This is a genomic window from Paenibacillus phytorum, assembly GCF_013141715.1.
Lineage (GTDB): Bacteria > Bacillota > Bacilli > Paenibacillales > NBRC-103111 > Paenibacillus_E > Paenibacillus_E phytorum.
Map to the genome: position 1 here is coordinate 1 of NZ_WHOA01000263.1, position 17,071 is coordinate 17,071.

17 protein-coding genes and 1 pseudogene are annotated in these 17,071 nt (G+C 45.5%); 13 read left to right on the forward strand and 5 right to left on the reverse strand.

The window, feature by feature from the left end; genetic code table 11:
• Positions 1–75 precede the first annotated feature (75 nt).
• Positions 76–504, reverse strand: a complete 429-nt coding sequence (locus GC098_RS39015) for a DUF2621 domain-containing protein (protein ID WP_057305039.1) — start codon at positions 502–504, stop codon at positions 76–78.
• A gap of 166 nt (positions 505–670) precedes the next feature.
• Between GC098_RS39015 and GC098_RS39020 the strand changes: the two genes are divergently transcribed.
• From GC098_RS39020 to GC098_RS39080, 13 genes and pseudogenes are all read left to right on the forward strand, one after another.
• Positions 671–1,798 carry a deoxyribonuclease IV gene (locus GC098_RS39020; RefSeq protein ID WP_171649704.1) on the forward strand — a complete coding sequence of 376 codons (1,128 nt, stop codon included), beginning with the start codon at positions 671–673 and terminating at the stop codon, positions 1,796–1,798.
• 66 nt (positions 1,799–1,864) lie between these two features.
• Positions 1,865–2,764, forward strand: coding sequence for a formyltetrahydrofolate deformylase (gene purU / locus GC098_RS39025; protein ID WP_171649705.1), 900 nt, complete (start codon positions 1,865–1,867; stop codon positions 2,762–2,764).
• A 190-nt stretch (positions 2,765–2,954) separates the two neighbouring features.
• On the forward strand, positions 2,955–4,976 hold the full coding sequence (gene tkt / locus GC098_RS39030; protein ID WP_171649706.1) for a transketolase: 2,022 nt from the start codon (positions 2,955–2,957) through the stop codon (positions 4,974–4,976).
• A gap of 75 nt (positions 4,977–5,051) precedes the next feature.
• Positions 5,052–5,369 (forward strand): pyrimidine/purine nucleoside phosphorylase, encoded by a 318-nt coding sequence (gene ppnP, locus GC098_RS39035; protein ID WP_029199427.1) that lies wholly within the window; start codon positions 5,052–5,054, stop codon positions 5,367–5,369.
• A 602-nt stretch (positions 5,370–5,971) separates the two neighbouring features.
• A pseudogene (locus tag GC098_RS39040) lies at positions 5,972–7,447 on the forward strand (aminotransferase class I/II-fold pyridoxal phosphate-dependent enzyme).
• Between the two features lie 158 nt (positions 7,448–7,605).
• The gene (gene cyoA / locus GC098_RS39045; protein WP_171649707.1) at positions 7,606–8,514 is read left to right on the forward strand and encodes a ubiquinol oxidase subunit II; all 909 of its coding nucleotides are present in this window, start codon (positions 7,606–7,608) and stop codon (positions 8,512–8,514) included.
• A 36-nt stretch (positions 8,515–8,550) separates the two neighbouring features.
• Complete coding sequence (locus GC098_RS39050) at positions 8,551–10,530, forward strand: cbb3-type cytochrome c oxidase subunit I (protein ID WP_171649708.1); 1,980 nt, start codon at positions 8,551–8,553, stop codon at positions 10,528–10,530.
• The gene (cyoC, locus tag GC098_RS39055) at positions 10,530–11,156 is read left to right on the forward strand and encodes a cytochrome o ubiquinol oxidase subunit III (protein ID WP_171649709.1); all 627 of its coding nucleotides are present in this window, start codon (positions 10,530–10,532) and stop codon (positions 11,154–11,156) included. Before GC098_RS39050 ends, cyoC begins: the two co-directional genes overlap by 1 nt.
• Complete coding sequence (cyoD, locus tag GC098_RS39060) at positions 11,157–11,483, forward strand: cytochrome o ubiquinol oxidase subunit IV (RefSeq protein ID WP_171649710.1); 327 nt, start codon at positions 11,157–11,159, stop codon at positions 11,481–11,483. It abuts the gene before it with no gap.
• Positions 11,480–12,358, forward strand: coding sequence for a heme o synthase (cyoE, locus tag GC098_RS39065; RefSeq protein ID WP_171649711.1), 879 nt, complete (start codon positions 11,480–11,482; stop codon positions 12,356–12,358). The genes cyoD and cyoE overlap by 4 nt, the downstream gene beginning before the upstream one ends.
• 24 nt (positions 12,359–12,382) lie before the next feature.
• Positions 12,383–12,790: a FixH family protein gene (locus GC098_RS39070; protein WP_171649712.1), complete on the forward strand. Its 408-nt coding sequence runs from the start codon at positions 12,383–12,385 to the stop codon at positions 12,788–12,790.
• Positions 12,791–12,869: 79 nt separating this feature from the next.
• The gene (locus tag GC098_RS39075; RefSeq protein ID WP_171649713.1) at positions 12,870–13,172 is read left to right on the forward strand and encodes a c-type cytochrome; all 303 of its coding nucleotides are present in this window, start codon (positions 12,870–12,872) and stop codon (positions 13,170–13,172) included.
• Positions 13,173–13,195: 23 nt separating this feature from the next.
• Positions 13,196–13,774 carry an SCO family protein gene (locus tag GC098_RS39080; RefSeq protein ID WP_376774083.1) on the forward strand — a complete coding sequence of 193 codons (579 nt, stop codon included), beginning with the start codon at positions 13,196–13,198 and terminating at the stop codon, positions 13,772–13,774.
• A 99-nt stretch (positions 13,775–13,873) separates the two neighbouring features.
• Here GC098_RS39080 and pdxR read toward each other — a convergent pair whose 3' ends face one another.
• From pdxR to GC098_RS39100, 4 genes are all read right to left on the reverse strand, one after another.
• The gene (pdxR, locus tag GC098_RS39085) at positions 13,874–15,307 is read right to left on the reverse strand and encodes a MocR-like pyridoxine biosynthesis transcription factor PdxR (RefSeq protein ID WP_171649714.1); all 1,434 of its coding nucleotides are present in this window, start codon (positions 15,305–15,307) and stop codon (positions 13,874–13,876) included.
• A 206-nt stretch (positions 15,308–15,513) separates the two neighbouring features.
• Complete coding sequence (locus tag GC098_RS39090) at positions 15,514–15,891, reverse strand: hypothetical protein (protein WP_171649715.1); 378 nt, start codon at positions 15,889–15,891, stop codon at positions 15,514–15,516.
• Positions 15,879–16,409 carry an ImmA/IrrE family metallo-endopeptidase gene (locus GC098_RS39095; protein WP_171649716.1) on the reverse strand — a complete coding sequence of 177 codons (531 nt, stop codon included), beginning with the start codon at positions 16,407–16,409 and terminating at the stop codon, positions 15,879–15,881. The genes GC098_RS39090 and GC098_RS39095 overlap by 13 nt, the downstream gene beginning before the upstream one ends.
• Before the next feature lie 204 nt (positions 16,410–16,613).
• Positions 16,614–17,018 carry a helix-turn-helix domain-containing protein gene (locus GC098_RS39100; protein WP_171649717.1) on the reverse strand — a complete coding sequence of 135 codons (405 nt, stop codon included), beginning with the start codon at positions 17,016–17,018 and terminating at the stop codon, positions 16,614–16,616.
• Positions 17,019–17,071: the final 53 nt, after the last annotated feature.

Genomic DNA, 17,071 nt, shown 5'->3' on the forward strand with positions numbered 1-17,071 from the left:
TTTGGTAAGCGTTTTCAAAATGTATGAAAGAAAAGCCTTCCTCTTACGTAAAAAGCGGAATGGCTTTTTTCATTTTTATTGGAGTAAATGTTTATGCGCACTATAGTCAATCTGCTGCTTTTCGAGGAAGCTAGTCAAGCTCTTATAGTCGCGCCGTGGTGTTGCGAGAATGTAACCTTGAATACAGTGGTCACGTGTTACTTCACTTGCATGCGCCTCCAGGGCAACCTGTCCAATACGAGCTGCGATGGAATGCTTAGCAATATCTCTAAAGGCTGTTGGTACAGGTGATACCAATTGATCGAGAAATGTTTTAGAGTCTTCTGTCCATAAGTGCCGCGAACTGTCCACGTAGTGATTTTGCCAATCCAGCTTCGACTTACCGTCTTCCTTGGGCAGCACCTTTAGGAACTTCCGAAACATGAAATATCCGCCAATGGACATGAACAAAAGCAGGACACATACCCAGAAAATGATGAACCACATGAAAAAATCATTAGCCATTTATTTGTCACCTCACTAGCCTGCATCAATATATCTTAAGAATTATACCTTATTTCTAGATTTCTTGCGACAATCCTAGTAAAATAGGAAGGTAGCAGACGTAACTACTTTGGTCTTCCATACCTAAGTGGTTGCGTAGTAGACACACAAAAAGGAGTTAACCATTATGCCCAAAATTGGCTCACACGTTTCGTTCTCAGATAAAGGCTTGTTAAATGCAGCAGAAGAGGCAGTCACATACGGTTCTTCCACATTTATGATATACACAGGTGCCCCACAAAATACGCGCCGTAAACCGATTGAGGATCAATTTATCGAAGAAGGTAAAGCAGTAATGGAGAAGCATGCGATGAACGAAATCGTCGTACACGCTCCCTACATTATTAATCTAGGTTCTTATAAAGAAGATACCTTTGAGTTAGCCGTGCGTTTCCTTCAGGAAGAAATTCGTCGGACCGACTACATTGGCGTTCGCAATATCGTTCTTCACCCTGGGGCTTACACGGACAAGGATGCGGAGTATGGCATTGCCAGAATCGCGGAAGGTCTCAATGAAGTACTTGCAGGGGTTAAAGATACGAATGTGAACATCGCGCTGGAAACAATGGCTGGCAAAGGGACAGAGATCGGCCGCAGCTTTGAGGAATTAGCTGAAATTATGGAGCAAGTTGAGTTTAACAACAAATTATCCGTTTGTCTGGACACTTGCCATATTCATGACGCTGGGTATGATATTGTGAACGACCTCGATGGCGTTCTGCATCATTTTGACAAAGTAATCGGTCTAGAAAAGCTTGGAGTTATTCACTTGAATGATAGTAAAAATCCTCGCGGAGCTAGCAAGGACCGTCACGCGCCGCTTGGCTCAGGTTGGATTGGCTTTGAGGCTATGAATAATGTTGCCAACCATGAGAAGCTGCAGCATTTGCCTATGATTCTTGAGACTCCTTGGATCGGTAAAGAAGATAAAACGCAGCGTCCGATGTACGAAGCAGAAATAGCGCTGTTGTCCGGTAACCTTAATGGACGTTTTGGCGGCGAATTCTTGGATCATGTAGAGCGAATTGACTTTTTGTTAGGCAAAAAAGAGATTCATTTCCGTGATTTCGTTCTGAATACATGGGAATTATTGAAAAATGATGCCAAAGCCAAGAAAGCGGACGGACGTGAGCCGCTGGAGCGTTTGTATGATATTCTACATGAAGAAAATCTTTTCTCTGACCTTAGTGAGGAGCAGATTAATCAACGTTTGATCGTTTGGCTCGCAGGTAAAGAGATACTCAAGAAAGCATAATATAGATAACAGTAAACTAAAAAGAAAGCTTTCTTACAGAAAGTTAAAGCTATTAGGGGGATTAACATGGAACAGGGAAGTACGAATAACTCATTACGTAGGGAGAGCGTGATGCTGAATAGGGCAAGAATGTTGATCTCATGTCCGGATCAGCCGGGAATCGTCGCGGCGGTCTCACAATTTTTGTTTGAATATGGTGCGAATATCGTGCAATCCGATCAATACACAATGGATCCTGAAGGCGGCATGTTTTTCATCCGGATCGAGTTCGATTTAATGGAGCTTGGGAGACGGGTTGACCAGTTGAGAAAGGATTTCTCTGTCGTTGCGGACAAGTTCTCCATGGATTGGAGTCTTTCTCTTGCTAGTCAGAAGAAGCGCATCGCTATCTTCGTATCGAAGGAAGATCATGCTTTGCTTGAGCTGCTTTGGCACTGGCGCGCGGGTGATCTTAACGCAGATATTGCGATGGTCATTAGTAATCATCCGGACATGCAGTCGCTGGTTGAGCCTTTTGGAATTCCATATCACCATATTCCGGTTACGGCGGATACGAAGGCAGAAGCCGAGCGTCGCCAGCTTGAAGTCGTTGGAGACAATGTTGATGCGATCGTATTGGCTCGCTATATGCAGATCGTTTCGCCTTCGTTTATTAAACACTACGCTAACCGTATGATTAATATCCATCACTCCTTCTTGCCTGCCTTTGTCGGCGGGAAGCCTTATGCGCAAGCCCATAATCGTGGGGTGAAAATCATTGGTGCTACCGCACATTATGTGACCGATGAATTGGATGGCGGACCTATTATTGAGCAGGACGTCCAAAGGGTTAGCCACCGTGATAACGTCGAAGATTTGAAAAGAATCGGTCGACATATTGAACGGATCGTCCTTGCTAGAGCGGTAGCTTGGCATGTAGAAGATCGAATTATTGTGCATAATAATAAGACAGTTGTATTTAACTAAAATAGATTTAGGCTGTGTCCATTGCTGGATGCAGCCTATTTGCTAATGAACGCTTAGGCTGATGATGTTTTAGCGGCTTATTGTGGCAAAGCATTAAAGCAAATGGTACAATAATGCAAGCGGGAATAGTAACTTGTATGTACAAGTCATTGATTGACGAAAATACAGAAATATAGGAGGGAATTTTCGAATGACAGTAACAAACAAAACAATTGAACAATTAGCGGTCGACACGATCCGTACTTTGGGTATCGATGCCGTTGAGAAAGCCAAATCAGGTCACCCAGGTATGGTCATGGGGGCTGCTCCAATGGCTTACGTGCTGTGGAAACAGCATATGAAGCACAATCCATCTAATCCTAAATGGGTCAATCGTGACCGTTTCGTACTTTCTGCCGGCCACGGATCCATGCTTCTATACAGCCTACTTCACTTGTGTGGATATGATCTGCCAATGGAAGAGATCAAAAACTTCCGCCAATGGGGAAGCAAAACACCAGGGCATCCGGAATACGGTCATACAGCAGGCGTTGACGCGACTACGGGTCCACTTGGACAAGGTATTGGTATGGCAGTTGGTATGGCCATGGCGGAAGCTCACCTGAGAGAGACTTACAATAAAGAGAATTTCCCTGTAATCGACCATTATACATACGCAATCTGTGGTGATGGCGATATGATGGAAGGCGTTTCATCAGAAGCGGTTTCCTTAGCAGCTCACCTTAAATTGGGCAAATTAATCATGCTGTACGATTCCAATGATATCTCGCTGGATGGCGAGCTTAATATGGCATTTTCCGAGAACGTTGAGAAGCGTTTTGAAGCTTACGGTTGGCAAGTGCTGCGCGTAGAAGAGCAAAATGATCTTGCAGCGATTTCCAAAGCAATTGCTGAAGCGAAAGCTGACACAACGCGTCCAACTTTGATTGAAGTGAAAACGACAATCGGTTTCGGCAGCCCGAACAAAGGCGGCAAAGGCGGACACGTTGGACCTCACGGATCTCCGCTTGGCGGCGAAGAAGTGAAGCTGACGAAGCAAGCTTACGGCTGGCCGGAAGAGCCGGACTTCTTAGTTCCAGACGAAGTAAGAGCGCACTACGCAGAAATTCAAAAAGAAGGCGCTGCAGCTGAACAAGCATGGAGCAACTTGTTGAATGACTACATCAAAGCATATCCGGAATTGGGTAACCAGTTCAGCGCGGCAGTAAATAATGAATTACCAGCAGGCTGGGACGCAGATCTTCCAGTTTACAGCACATCAGACAAGCCTATGGCTACTCGTGTTGCTTCCGGTAATGCAATCAATGCGATTGCACCTAATTTGCCGCAATTGATCGGTGGTTCCGCGGATCTGGCAAGCTCGAACAACACCATGATCAAAGGCGAATCCAACTATAGCGCAAGCAATTATGCAGGCCGCAACGTATGGTTTGGTGTTCGTGAATTCGGTATGGGTACAGCGATGAACGGTATGGCTCTGCATGGTGGAGTTAAAATATACGGGGCTACATTCTTCGTATTCTCCGATTATCTGCGTGCATCGATTCGTCTTGCTGCGCTTATGCAGCTTCCGGTGATCTACGTTCTAACACATGACAGCATCGCTGTTGGTGAAGATGGACCGACGCATGAACCGGTTGAACAATTGCCAGCGCTACGTGTCATTCCGGGCATCACCGTTATTCGCCCAGCTGATGGTAACGAAACATCAGAAGCATGGCGCTATGCGATTTCCCAAGCTAAGGGGCCAGTTGCACTCGTGTTGACTCGTCAAAACCTGCCGATTCTTGAAGGAACTGTTCAAGGCGCGAAAGAAAACCTAAGCAAAGGCGGATACGTTGTATCCGATGCTACAAATGGTAAGCCAGTTGCACAAATTCTGGCAACAGGCTCCGAAGTACAATTGGCAGTCGCGGCGCAAAAGCTTCTTGAAGCCGAAGGCATTAACGTACGTGTCGTCAGCTTGCCAAGCTTGGAGCTGTTCGAGAAACAGTCCAAAGAATATAAAGACTCTGTCATTCTGCCGGAAGTGAAGAAGCGTCTAGCTGTTGAGATGGCTTACCCACTAGGTTGGGAACGTTACGTTGGTGACGAAGGATCCATCCTCGGTATCTCTACATTTGGAGCATCCGCACCAGGAGATTTGGTTCTCAAAGAATACGGATTCTACCCAGAAAACGTAGCAGCTAGAGTGAAAGCTCTATTGTCTTAGTTAAAGGTAGCCACAGCCCACCACCGCGTGGGCTTGGCTTTATTCTTAGTCATTTTAGAGGGGGAGCCAATCACCATGTCTAGCTTTGAAAATGTAACTGTATTAACGAAAGCTAATGTTTATTTCGACGGTAAAGTAACTAGCCGCACCGTTCAATTCGCCGATGGCACCAAAAAAACACTCGGCATTTTGCTCCCGGGTGAGTATGAATTCGGAACAGATGTTAAAGAAATCATGGAAATCCAAGCTGGTGAGCTGAACGTATTGCTTCCAGGCAGCAGCGAATGGATTACCATTAGCGGCCAAGGTGAATTCACAGTTCCCGCCAATGCAAAATTCAAGCTCGAAGTGAAAACAGTAAGCGATTATATTTGCTCTTATATTCATGAGTAAAAGTATGGGGAGGCTAAACTCCCGACAAAGAATCCCATACATCTATTGGACAAAATGTTCAATGGATGTATGGGATTCTTTTTTTTGTCATGATCCTCGTCACGCCTTATTAACTCTCTAATAAGATATGGCCGCCGTCCACGTAAGAGAAACGGCTACTCGGGCTACTACGTTAGTTTCAAAATTTCGGAAAGCCTTTGAATAAAGGTCGAATTTTCTTCTTCTGTCCCCACTGAAACGCGAATATGGTGAGGAAGTGTAATGACAAGTGTACGTGTTCAACATCATGAAGAGCAGCTGCCGCGGCGGCCTGAGCCAAAGTATTAACATTAATACGACTTTGGATAAACCCTGATCGCTTTGAAGCTCCCAGATGGGCTTTCCCGGGGTATAGGGGGTAATGTTAGCTGCAAAGTAACCATCCAATCCGTGTTCTTTCTACCAATCCAGTTCATATGAGCTTTGTTGATATGTAATGGTTGGTGACAAAAGAAACGAAATGGATGGTTACGCATGAACATCTATCTATTACGATCAATCAGAAATAAGATATTTGTGCCATCCGTCATTGGAAAAATAATGGGAATAAATAGGGGGACAGAATGGATCATCAGAAGACACCGTTGTTTACGGCATTAGTGCAGCACGCAGCAAGCGATCCGCTGCCTTTTCATATTCCAGGTCATAAAAAAGGGAAAGGAATGGACCCCGAATTTCGGGCATTTGTAGGAGATAATGCATTATCGATTGATCTTATCAATATAGTTCCGCTCGATGATTTGCATCAGCCGACAGGCGTAATTCGCGAAGCTGAACAGCTCGCGGCAGATGCATTTGGCGCGGACCATACGCTATTTTCCATACAAGGCACAACAGGGGCCATCATGACCATGATCATGTCAGTCTGTTCACCTGGAGACAAAATCATGATACCTCGAAATGCTCATAAATCTATTTTGTCGGCCGTTATTTTTGCAGGAGCCATCCCTGTATGGGTATCGCCGGAAAAGGATGACAGACTAGGTATCGAGCATGGAGTGACAACAAAATCCGTGTTGCAGGCGTTGGAGCGAAATATGGATGTGAAAGCCGTTCTCGTCATCAATCCGACTTATTACGGAACAAGCATCGATTTACTCGAAATGGTCGAACTTGTTCATAGCTATGGAATCCCTGTTCTTGTGGATGAAGCACACGGCACGCTTATCCACTAGGCGGGTGCAGATATGGCGGCAACCAGCGTTCATAAGCTTGGCGGTTCGATGACGCAGAGCTCGATTTTAAATGTGAAGGGCAATCGGGTAAGCATAGAGAGGATTCGTACTTTAATGAGTATGCTGACGACAACCTCGACATCCTATTTGCTGCTTGCTTCCTTGGATACAGCCCGAAGACAATTGGCTGTGAACGGACAAGCGCTTGCCGAGAAAACGATAATCTTAGCCCAGTGTGCCCGTCGCCAGATCAATGAGATTCCAGGGCTCTACTGCTATGGAGACGAGATACTCCAAGCAAGGGGTGTTTTCCATTATGATCCTACGAAGCTCTGTATTCATCTTGGGCAGCTGGGCATCTCCGGATATGAGGCTGAACAATGGCTGCGGGCCAATGACAGGATTGAGGTCGAGCTTAGCGATCTTACCAATATTCTGTGTCTAATCACGTTGGGAGACTCGGAGCAGGAAGTGAACCTGCTGCTTCATGCGTTGCGACGAATGTCCGCCGCCTTTATCACCAATGAGGTTAACCAGTGCATAGTTCCACCGATGGTTCCTGAGGCCACGCGATTTGAATGGTCACCCAGAGATGCTTTCTATGCGGATACAGAAATAGCGTACTTTCATCAATCTTGTGGACGAATTATTGCAGAATTCATTTATGTATATCCACCGGGCATTCCCATATTAATGCCAGGACAAATGATATCCCAGGAAATCATTGATTATATCAAGCTGCATTTGGAAGCAGGTCTCCCCGTTAAAGGGCCGGAGGACCCAAGTATTCAAAAAATTAGGGTCGTGGCCACTACCCAGCAGGAGATGCTTTCGCAAAAAAGCAGATACGTAATCCCCGACTAAGAAGTGTTTTTATATGTCTAAACCTTGTCGTATTTGTATCGAATCATTGAACATGGTCGGCTGGATATCTTGGCCAGTGGTTGGTGACACATCCAGCACTCTCTTATAAAGTGATACATGATTCAAGTCAGAATGTAAGTTGATAGGAGCTGAGAAATATGAATATACCCAAAATGCTTCGATGGATGGGACTATTTTACATGCTGGTAATTCTGGTATTCATAACCACCGGGTGCGCGGAAAACATCGTTGTGCTGAATCCCAAAGGACCCATTGCTGAACAACAACGGGATTTAATGCTTATTTCAACCGTATTGTGCTGCATAGTTATTGTGCCTGTTCTAATTCTTACAGCATTCATTATCTGGCGTTACCGTGATAAGAAAGGACGGAATGCCAAATACACACCAACTTGGGAGCACAGTACCAAACTGGAGACTATCTGGTGGGGAATTCCGATCATCGTTATTTTAACGCTGGCGGTGATTACGGTACAGGCTACCTATGCCCTTGAGCCGTCCAAGCCTCTGGAGTCGGAACAAAAAGCCATGACGATTCAGGTGACTTCATTGGATTGGAAATGGTTGTTCCAATACCCAGAGCAGGGGATTGCAACAGTGAATGAACTGAAAATCCCGAAGGGGGTTCCAATCCGATTCGAGATCACAGCGGATTCTCCGATGAACTCCTTCTGGATTCCACAGCTTGGCGGTCAGATGTACGCGATGTCCGGAATGGCCATGACGCTTTATTTGCAAGCCAATGAGCAGGGGAAGTACTGGGGATCGGGCGCTAATTTTACTGGAAAAGATTTTGCCAAGATGTATTTTAACGTAGAGTCTACCACGCAAGAGGATTTTGACCAATGGATAAAAAAAGTGAAAGCTACTTCACCTGAGCTAACTCTGGATGGCTATAAAAAGTTGGCAGAGCCAGCTGCGTCAGAAGTGAAGTCATTTTCCGCTTTTCCTGAAGGGTTGTTTGAGATGACGGTCACCAAGTATGCTTCATCGCATAATCATGGCTTGTCGTGGAAGGACATTCAAAGGGTTGAGATTGAAAAATAATACGCTTGGAATTGAATAGTAAGGAGAGAGTTGCCCATGTGGGAGAAAGTAAAAAGCTTCGCTTCGGATTTTTTTGTTACAGGAGATCCGTTGATTTACGGGGCGGATGTCAGTATTGCTCTTACCATCGTTGTGGTGGTATTCGTGTTAACGTATTTCAAGAAATGGACATGGCTGTGGCGTGAATGGCTAACCACTGTCGATCATAAAAAGATCGGTATTATGTATATCATCTCTGCCTTTCTCATGCTGTTTCGGGGCGGTGTGGATGCCCTCCTCATGAGGGTGCAGCTTGTTGTGCCTGAGTTCGACTTTTTGGCTCCGGATCACTACAATGAGATTTTTACGACACATGGCGTCATTATGATTTTATTTATGGCGATGCCGTTTATGTTCGGTTTGTTTAACGTCATGGTGCCTTTGCAGATCGGGGCGAGAGATGTGGCGTTTCCGTTTCTGAATGCGCTAAGCTTCTGGCTCTTCTTCTCAGGAGCGATGCTGTTCAACTTGTCCTTTGTGATCGGAGGCTCGCCGGATGCAGGCTGGTTGGCGTATCCGCCTTATTCGGGGCTGATGCACAATCCGGGTCCCGGGCAGGACTTTTATATTTGGGGGATTCAAATTTCGGGAATCGGCAGCCTGATGACGGGGATCAACTTCATTGTCACGATTCTGAAAATGCGTGCGCCTGGTATGAAGCTGATGAAAATGCCCATGTTTCCATGGTCCGTATTATCAAGTTGTATCGCAATCATCTTTTCATTTCCGATTTTGACGGGAACATTGGCGCTCCTCTTTTTGGACCGTTACGCAGGCGCGCATTTCTTCACTTTGGATGGCGGTGGCAATCCGATGATGTATATCAATCTGATTTGGATGTGGGGACATCCCGAGGTCTATATTATTGTGCTGCCCGCATTCGGTATTTTTTCAGAAATTGTATCTACCTTTTCGAAGAAAAAGCTGTTCGGTTATAAATCAATGGTATACGCCATGATGATTATCAGTATTTTGTCATTTCTCGTGTGGGCGCATCATTTCTTTACTATGGGTTCAGGTGCAGACGTGAATGCTTTCTTCGCTCTGACCACCATGTTGATTGCGATCCCTACAGGCGCGAAGGTTTTCAATTGGTTGTTTACGATGTTCCGGGGGAAAATTACGTTCGAAACACCGATGCTTTGGACAATTGGGTTTATTCCCTGCTTTGTCACGGGCGGGTTGACGGGGGTGCTGCTGTCGGTTGCTCCTGCTGATTTTCAGTTTCATAACAGCTATTTCCTAGTTGCTCATTTTCATCATGTTATTATTGGCGGTGTTGTATTTGGTTATTTCGCCGGTCTGTATTATTGGTGGCCTAAACTCTTTGGCTTCAAGCTGAATGAGCGCATTGGCAAATGGGCGTTCTGGTTCTGGAATATTGGTTTCTATCTGTGCTTCATGCCGCAATATGTGCTTGGTCTCATGGGTATGACACGGCGAGTAGCGACCTATGGGTGGGATAAGGGCTGGTGGGAGATGAATCTGGTTTCCACCATCGGTGCAGGCTTAATGGGTGTGGCTTTTCTGTTCCAGGTTTGGCAAATTGCGCATAGCGTCAAACACCACCGAAGCAATCGAGACACAACGGGCGATCCGTGGAATGGCCGCACGCTGGAATGGTCGATCCCATCTCCTGCACCTCTCTATAATTTTGCAACGTTGCCTCAGGTTTCTAAGCAGGATGAATGGTGGGAGGAGAAGCTGCGAAGGGAGAGCGGACAGCTGTCTCCGCCTGCTGCAAAGCTGGAGCCGATCCATATGCCCAAAGATTCCGCTATACCCATTCTGATGTCAGCCTTTTGGTTTATGACCGGTTTTGGGTTCGTGTTTCATTGGCTTTGGTTAACGATACCGGGATTGGTCGGCGTAGCGGTGTGTATGATTGTCCATTCGTTCAATTATGATACCGATTATTACATCCCAGTGGATGAAATTGAACGCACAGAAGCTGCAATAAGGAAGGTGACAAGCTAATGGCTCAATCAAATGTCTCGGGGCAGGCTTATCCATCCGAATCGCATTCGGAACATCATGCTCATCCGGATATGGAGGAAATGCGAACGTTCGGATTCTGGATCTATCTGATGACCGATGTTATATTATTCGGAACTTTTTTTGCAACGTATATTGTGCTTCGGGGAAATACCAATGGCGGTCCGGGGCCAGCCGAGCTGTTCGAAATAGGCGGAGTGATCGCGAGTACGTTCATTTTGCTCACAAGCAGCTATACATGCGGGTTAGCGCTATTGGCCATGAATAGAGGGAAACGACAAGATTTGATCGGCTGGCTGGGTATTACCGTATTACTCGGCGCAACCTTCATCGGGCTAGAAATCAACGAGTTTATTCATCTGGTGCATGAAGGCGCAACAATGGGTTCAAGTGCCTTTTTATCGGCATTTTATACGCTGGTGGGTACTCATGGCCTGCATGTACTGGTTGGATTGGTCTGGATGGTTGGTGTGATGATTCAGCTATCTAGGAAGGGCATTACGCCTGTAACTAAGCGTAAAGTCAATGTGATCAGCTTGTTCTGGCATTTCCTTGATGTGGTCTGGATTTTCGTGTTCACGGTTGTTTATCTAATGGGGGTGAGCTAGATGGCGCAGGTTGAATCGGTCCATCCGACAGAGGAAGTGCACGGTTCGTTCAAAACGTACACGATTGGCTTTCTATGCTCCATCATTCTGACGATGATTCCGATCGCCATTGTGATGAATGGCTGGCTAGAGGGAGTAAGCAATGCGGTTGTGTTGATGACGGCAGCCGTTCTTCAATTGGCTGTACAGCTGATTTTTTTCATGCATCTGCGTGAGGAGAAGAAACCGCGTTATAACCTGTTCTCCTTGCTTCTCGGTTTGGTTATTCTGCTAGTTATCGTCGCCGGGTCGATGTGGATCATGCTGTACAATATGGTGGCTTTATGAGCCGTACAGGTTTATTCGCTGACTGGATTCAGTTAACGAAGCCGAGAATCCTTCAACTGAATCTTTTTGCCGCATTTGGAGGCTATTGGTTAGCCTCCAAATGGATGGTGGAGTGGAGTTTATTGTTATGGACGCTGTTTGGAACTGCCTTAACGATGGCGTCTTCATGTGTGGTAAATAATATTTGGGATTACAAGCTTGACCAGAAGATGAATCGAACCAAAGAGCGGCCGCTTGCAACCGGCAGACTGAAGACCAGAGACGTACTCTTATATGCTCTGACACTCGGAATAGCTGGAGAATTCATCTTGTTTTGGAAAGTAAGTGTGTTGTGTGGCTGGTTAGGACTGATGGGGATGCTCGTCTACATCGTTATTTACACGATGTGGCTGAAGCGAACTTCAACTTGGAGCACATCCATCGGAGGGATATCCGGCGCCATGCCACCAGTGATCGGTTATTGTTCTTATACAAATGAGGTTGATGTGGGCGCTCTGCTCTTGTTTTCATTAATGTTTCTATGGCAGCCTGCTCACTTCTGGTCGCTTGCCATTCGGCGCGTAGAGGAGTATAGAGCAGCAGGTTTTCCACTTCTGCCCGTCCTTAAAGGGATAGGACGCACCAAGCTGCAAATGATCCCCTATGTTGCGCTGTTATTTCCGACTGTCATCCTTCTATATATGTATGATTATACCGGGGCAGTTTTTCTAATTGTGTCTTTGTTGGCAGGCATTGTTTGGTTATGGCATACGCTGCGGGGAAGAACAGCGATGGATACTGAACGCTGGGCCAAAACGAATTTTTTGATTTCGGTCAATTACTTGATGGTGGTATTTTTCATTTTGATTCTAGACACGTCGGGTCGACCATTCTAATTGAAAATAGGAGGAGGATATTAAATGAAAAGATCGTTGCATCTGTTGGGGGTAGCACTTGCCACCCTCTTGCTGATCGCAGGTTGTTCAAGCCCTCCATCTGAGCCTAGTGAAGTTGCCGATTTGGTACATGTTGTGATCATATCGTCTCCTGAAATGATTCAACTAGGTCAGCCTGTTCAAATAGAAGCACATGTTACACAAGGCTCCAAGCCAGTAGAAGATGCCCAGAAAGTAGAATTTGAAATTTGGAAAGAAGGCAATAACGAGCATGAGAAAATCAAAGTGGCTCATGACCGAGGGGGAATTTATCCCATCAGCCGAACATTTTCTGAAGAAGGGGTTTATTATGTAATTGCCCATGTAACTGCCAGAGATATGCATGTCATGCCCAAAAAGGAATTGGTCGTTGGAGCTGTCAAGTCGAAATGACAGAAAAGTCTGATTAAGGATTTCTAAACTGTTGGAGAGGCAGTGGAACGTTTTGAGTGGAAAAAGTTGTTTACTTGCTATGATGTTTATCTTTCTTTTATCCGCATGCAGTCAAGGAAATAATGATCGGTTAATGGCTTCGAGCTCAGCCACACCTGAAGATGCCAAAGCAGTTGTACTGTATAAAAAACAATGTATTTCCTGTCATGGAGTTGATTTAAGCGGTAAAGTAGGTCCAAGCTTGCAGGAGATTGGCACTAGGCTGACAGAGCAGCAGTTGATGGATATCGTTCATGATGGAAGAAGGGGCATGCCTTCGTTCAAAAAGATAATAAATACTGAGGAAATCAAGGTTTTGGCGCAATGGCTTGCGAAAAACTGATCTTGCCTAAGGAGGTGTTACAGGTGAAGAAAGCAGTTATGTGCTGCTTAATAAGTTTGGTAATATTGATCCTTGCAACTGCATGCGGCAGCGGCAAGCCTAATCAGCTTCATATTCCTGTCCAACCCTTTGAGTATACCAATCAGGATGAGAAACCGGTCGGACTATCAGATTTAAAAGAAAAGGTGTGGATTGCAAATTTTGTTTTTACCCATTGTGCTACCGTATGTCCAACCATGACGGCCAATATGGCTAATCTTCAAGAACGATTAAAAGAGGCCGGAGCGAAGGCGGAATTGATTTCCTTCTCTGTTGATCCGGAGCAGGATGACCCGGCAGCTTTAAAAAGCTATCTGCAAAAATTTGATGCCGACTTTACGAACTGGCATGCGTTAACCGGCTACGATTTTGATGTAATCAAAACATTTGTTTTACGTTCATTTAAATCACCTATTGCTAAGGATACCAGCTCCGATCAAGTCATTCACGGCACTTCTTTTTATCTGGTGGATCAATCAGGAATTGTCGTAGCCAAGTATGACGGAATGCTAGATGTTCCATACGACAAAATCATAAAGGATGTAAAGGTTTTGCAGCAATAGGGAATTCGATCGTTATCGAAACAAAGGGTTGTCCTATCTATCGTAAACTACACGATTCATGGGACAACCCTAATTTTAATTAAGCAGTCAAATAGAAGATTACAATACGCTTCGAAGAGCGGCTGCAAATTTGGCGATTCCCGGACCAATTTCCTCTGCACTTGGTCTTGCAAAAGTAAATCGCACATAACCGGAGTCTGAACCGTAAACGCTGCCGGGTACCATGATAACGCCCCTTCGGATGGCTTCTTCCAACAGCTTGTTATCATTCACCTCAGGGATAATTTTGCACCATAGGTGCAAGCCTCCTTGAGGAATCGCAAAGCTGACCAAGTCAGGCAATTCTTTATGGAGTGCCTCAATCAACAAATCCCGTTTATAGAGCAGATGCATCCTCAAACGCTCCAAATGAGGCTGGAAATAGGGAGACTTCAAGAACTGCGAAGCAACCTTCTGGGGAACGACACTAAGTCCGAAATCCATCTGTTGTCGGGCATCGGCCAGCCTCTCGACTACGGCATGGGGAGCGACCATCCACCCAACACGCAGCCCTGATGCCGCGATTTTGGATAAAGAGCCGATATAAAGGACCGAGCCAATAGGATCAATGGATTTGAGCGGCATCGGTGGAGTCCCGTCATAGGCTGTCAGGCTAAAGGGATCATCCTCTACAATGGGAAGGCCTAGTTCACTTGCAACATCAAGCAATTCAATACGACGTTCATCATCCAGTACAAGGCCAGTTGGGTTTTGATAATTTGGGTTAATAAATACCATCTTAATCCGGTGTTTCTTGTAAAGTGAACGAATATCCTCAGGCCGGACCCCTTTATCATCGACTGGAAGACGGAACAATCGAAGACCGGCTGATTGAAACATTGGCAATGAGTAGTAATAAGAAGGATCTTCAATGGCAACTGCATCACCGGGAGACAGCAAACATTGTGTAATTAAATACAGAGATTGCTGGGAACCCGATGTAATGAGAATTGAAGCATCGGTTGTTTGAATCCCCCGATATTGTTTTAAATACGAAACCAGCGATTCTCTGAGCGGGTTGTACCCTTGTGGATTGTCGTAACCCAAATAGGAGGTGTAATGTTTTTCGCTCATGAGATGATTGATTTCTTCAACAGGAGCCAGATCCCCCGCCAGTTCTCCACTGGCATAATCAATCAATGCTGGATTTTGCCTAAGAGCCTCCCGAATACGCCTCAAAAATGGCAAATTAGGCAAGAAGCTCCCGCCTTCTGTGTACCGATGCCAGTTAGGGGTATGCCTCGGTGTAGCTCCCCATTTATATTTACTTACTCGCGTTCCGCTTCCGGACCGGCTCTCTATAATTCCAAGTGAACGAAGCTCCGCATAAGCTAGGATTACAGTGCTGCGGTTCACTCCCAATTGCTCGGCTAATTTTCTTTCAGAGGGAAGCAGGCTTCCCGGTGGAAACTCGCCGTAAGAGATCCTTTGTTCGATATCGTCAGCAATTTGTTGATATAAAGTTCGACCGCTTAAACGATCGGGTTTCCACATGATCTACACCTCTACCTGTTTATATATAGTATGAAATACGATTGTGATTTTTATCATAACATTTGATAAAGCCATAGCCAGCTTCAATTTTCAACATAAAAATGACAAATGTCTATCGATCTGTTGAACTTGAAGGGGATACATGACCTTAAAATGATGGATATAATGGATTGCGTTTTGGATTATGAAATGAAAAAAGCAAACCTCTATTTGGAAGTCCAACAGTATAATGATCGGATATCCATCTGCAGCACTTCTTCGATGTCGCTCATGCGGATCCATAGCTGCTGGATACTTTGTAGCGTATCAGGTGGAAGCGCCATATGTCGTTGTTGAATTCGGGAGAGGCTGATGCCAATGCATTGGGGGTGTCGTGGATTGACGACAAGGTCATCCAGCAAGACAGTTATTCCAGCCTCTAGGTCGGGGATTTCTTCCATCTTAAGCTGCTGAAACGGAGCCGTTAATGGCACGTACATTGAAGTTTTGTTCCAATCCAGCTCTTGAGGCCGAAAACGCAGCGCCATGAGGAATGGTTGTATACGCTCTTCATGAAAGTCATAAAAGACGGTTAGTTTTGCCATTTGCCATCGCCCCCTTTTCGCTTCAGATGTTCCAGCTTGTCCATGATGAGGCGAGTTGCATCGGACCAATTAGCTGGATTGTATTTACTAGCTTGGCTTTGTGTAAATAGCTGGTATTCATGATCGATAATGCCTTGCAGGACACGACGCTGAATTTGCTCTATGCGCGCTGCAGCAAGCCGATGGGTTACTTGAAACTCATCGGAGAGAAGGGCAATCATCTCGTTCTTTTGCTCGGGCAGCGGTAGTTTCTTAAGCATAGAAATGGGTATTGCCGCGTAGAGCTGGAAGGCCGATGCGTCCTGCTCCTGCCAATCGACATACCGATCTGGCATGATCATTTGGTTGCCGGAATGGCGAAGCACATGGCAAAGCTCGTGAAGGAAGTCTTCCCACTGCTCTTTGGCAGATAATCGCCGATCTACGTTGATGCTGAATTGTCCGTTATTTTCGACGGCCATGCTGTTCATATCCATCGCATAAACCCAAATATGCAGTTTAGCAGCCAAATTGGTCATGCTAAGCTGAGCTGGCTCTATGATATCATGTTGGTGATATAAAGCTTCGACCCATTGTTCCAGAGGGGTGGTTTGGTAGTGTGTGAACAGGACAAACACCTCGTTATAGGAATGTATGTTCGTTTATTTAAGGTAAAGAAAAGCCCGCTAGGGCTTGGCTTTATTGTAAAAGGATAAGATTTCAAGATGGCGCTTAAGCCACTGTTATTGCTGACTGTCTGGTTTGCGGGTCATCTGCTGCTCTTTGATGAAGTTCCAAAAGCGGAGCATTTCGTCCCGACGCTCTTTGGGCGCATTTTTGAAATCTTTGAAAAATAAGCTGACTTCAGGATCATCGACTTCCGAACCGCTCAGTCCAAATGGTCCATCAAGCGCCTCTTCCTCCGTCGGAGCAAACCCGGCAAGCAGTAGAAGATCATCCTTATCAGCACTTCTAAGCGCATCGGCTAAGGCGATAACCGTTTCCCTGGATGGATTGAAGCGGTTATTTTCTATGGAGTTAATAAATGAATAACTGACACCGGATCTTTCTCCGAGTTCTCTAAGGGAGAAATTGTTCTGCTGACGCAAATGCCGGATTCGAATGCCGAATTGCACCATATCTTTCATCGCTTCATCACCTGTTTCTATTGTAAAGGGTTGGTGATACAAAAAACAAGAGG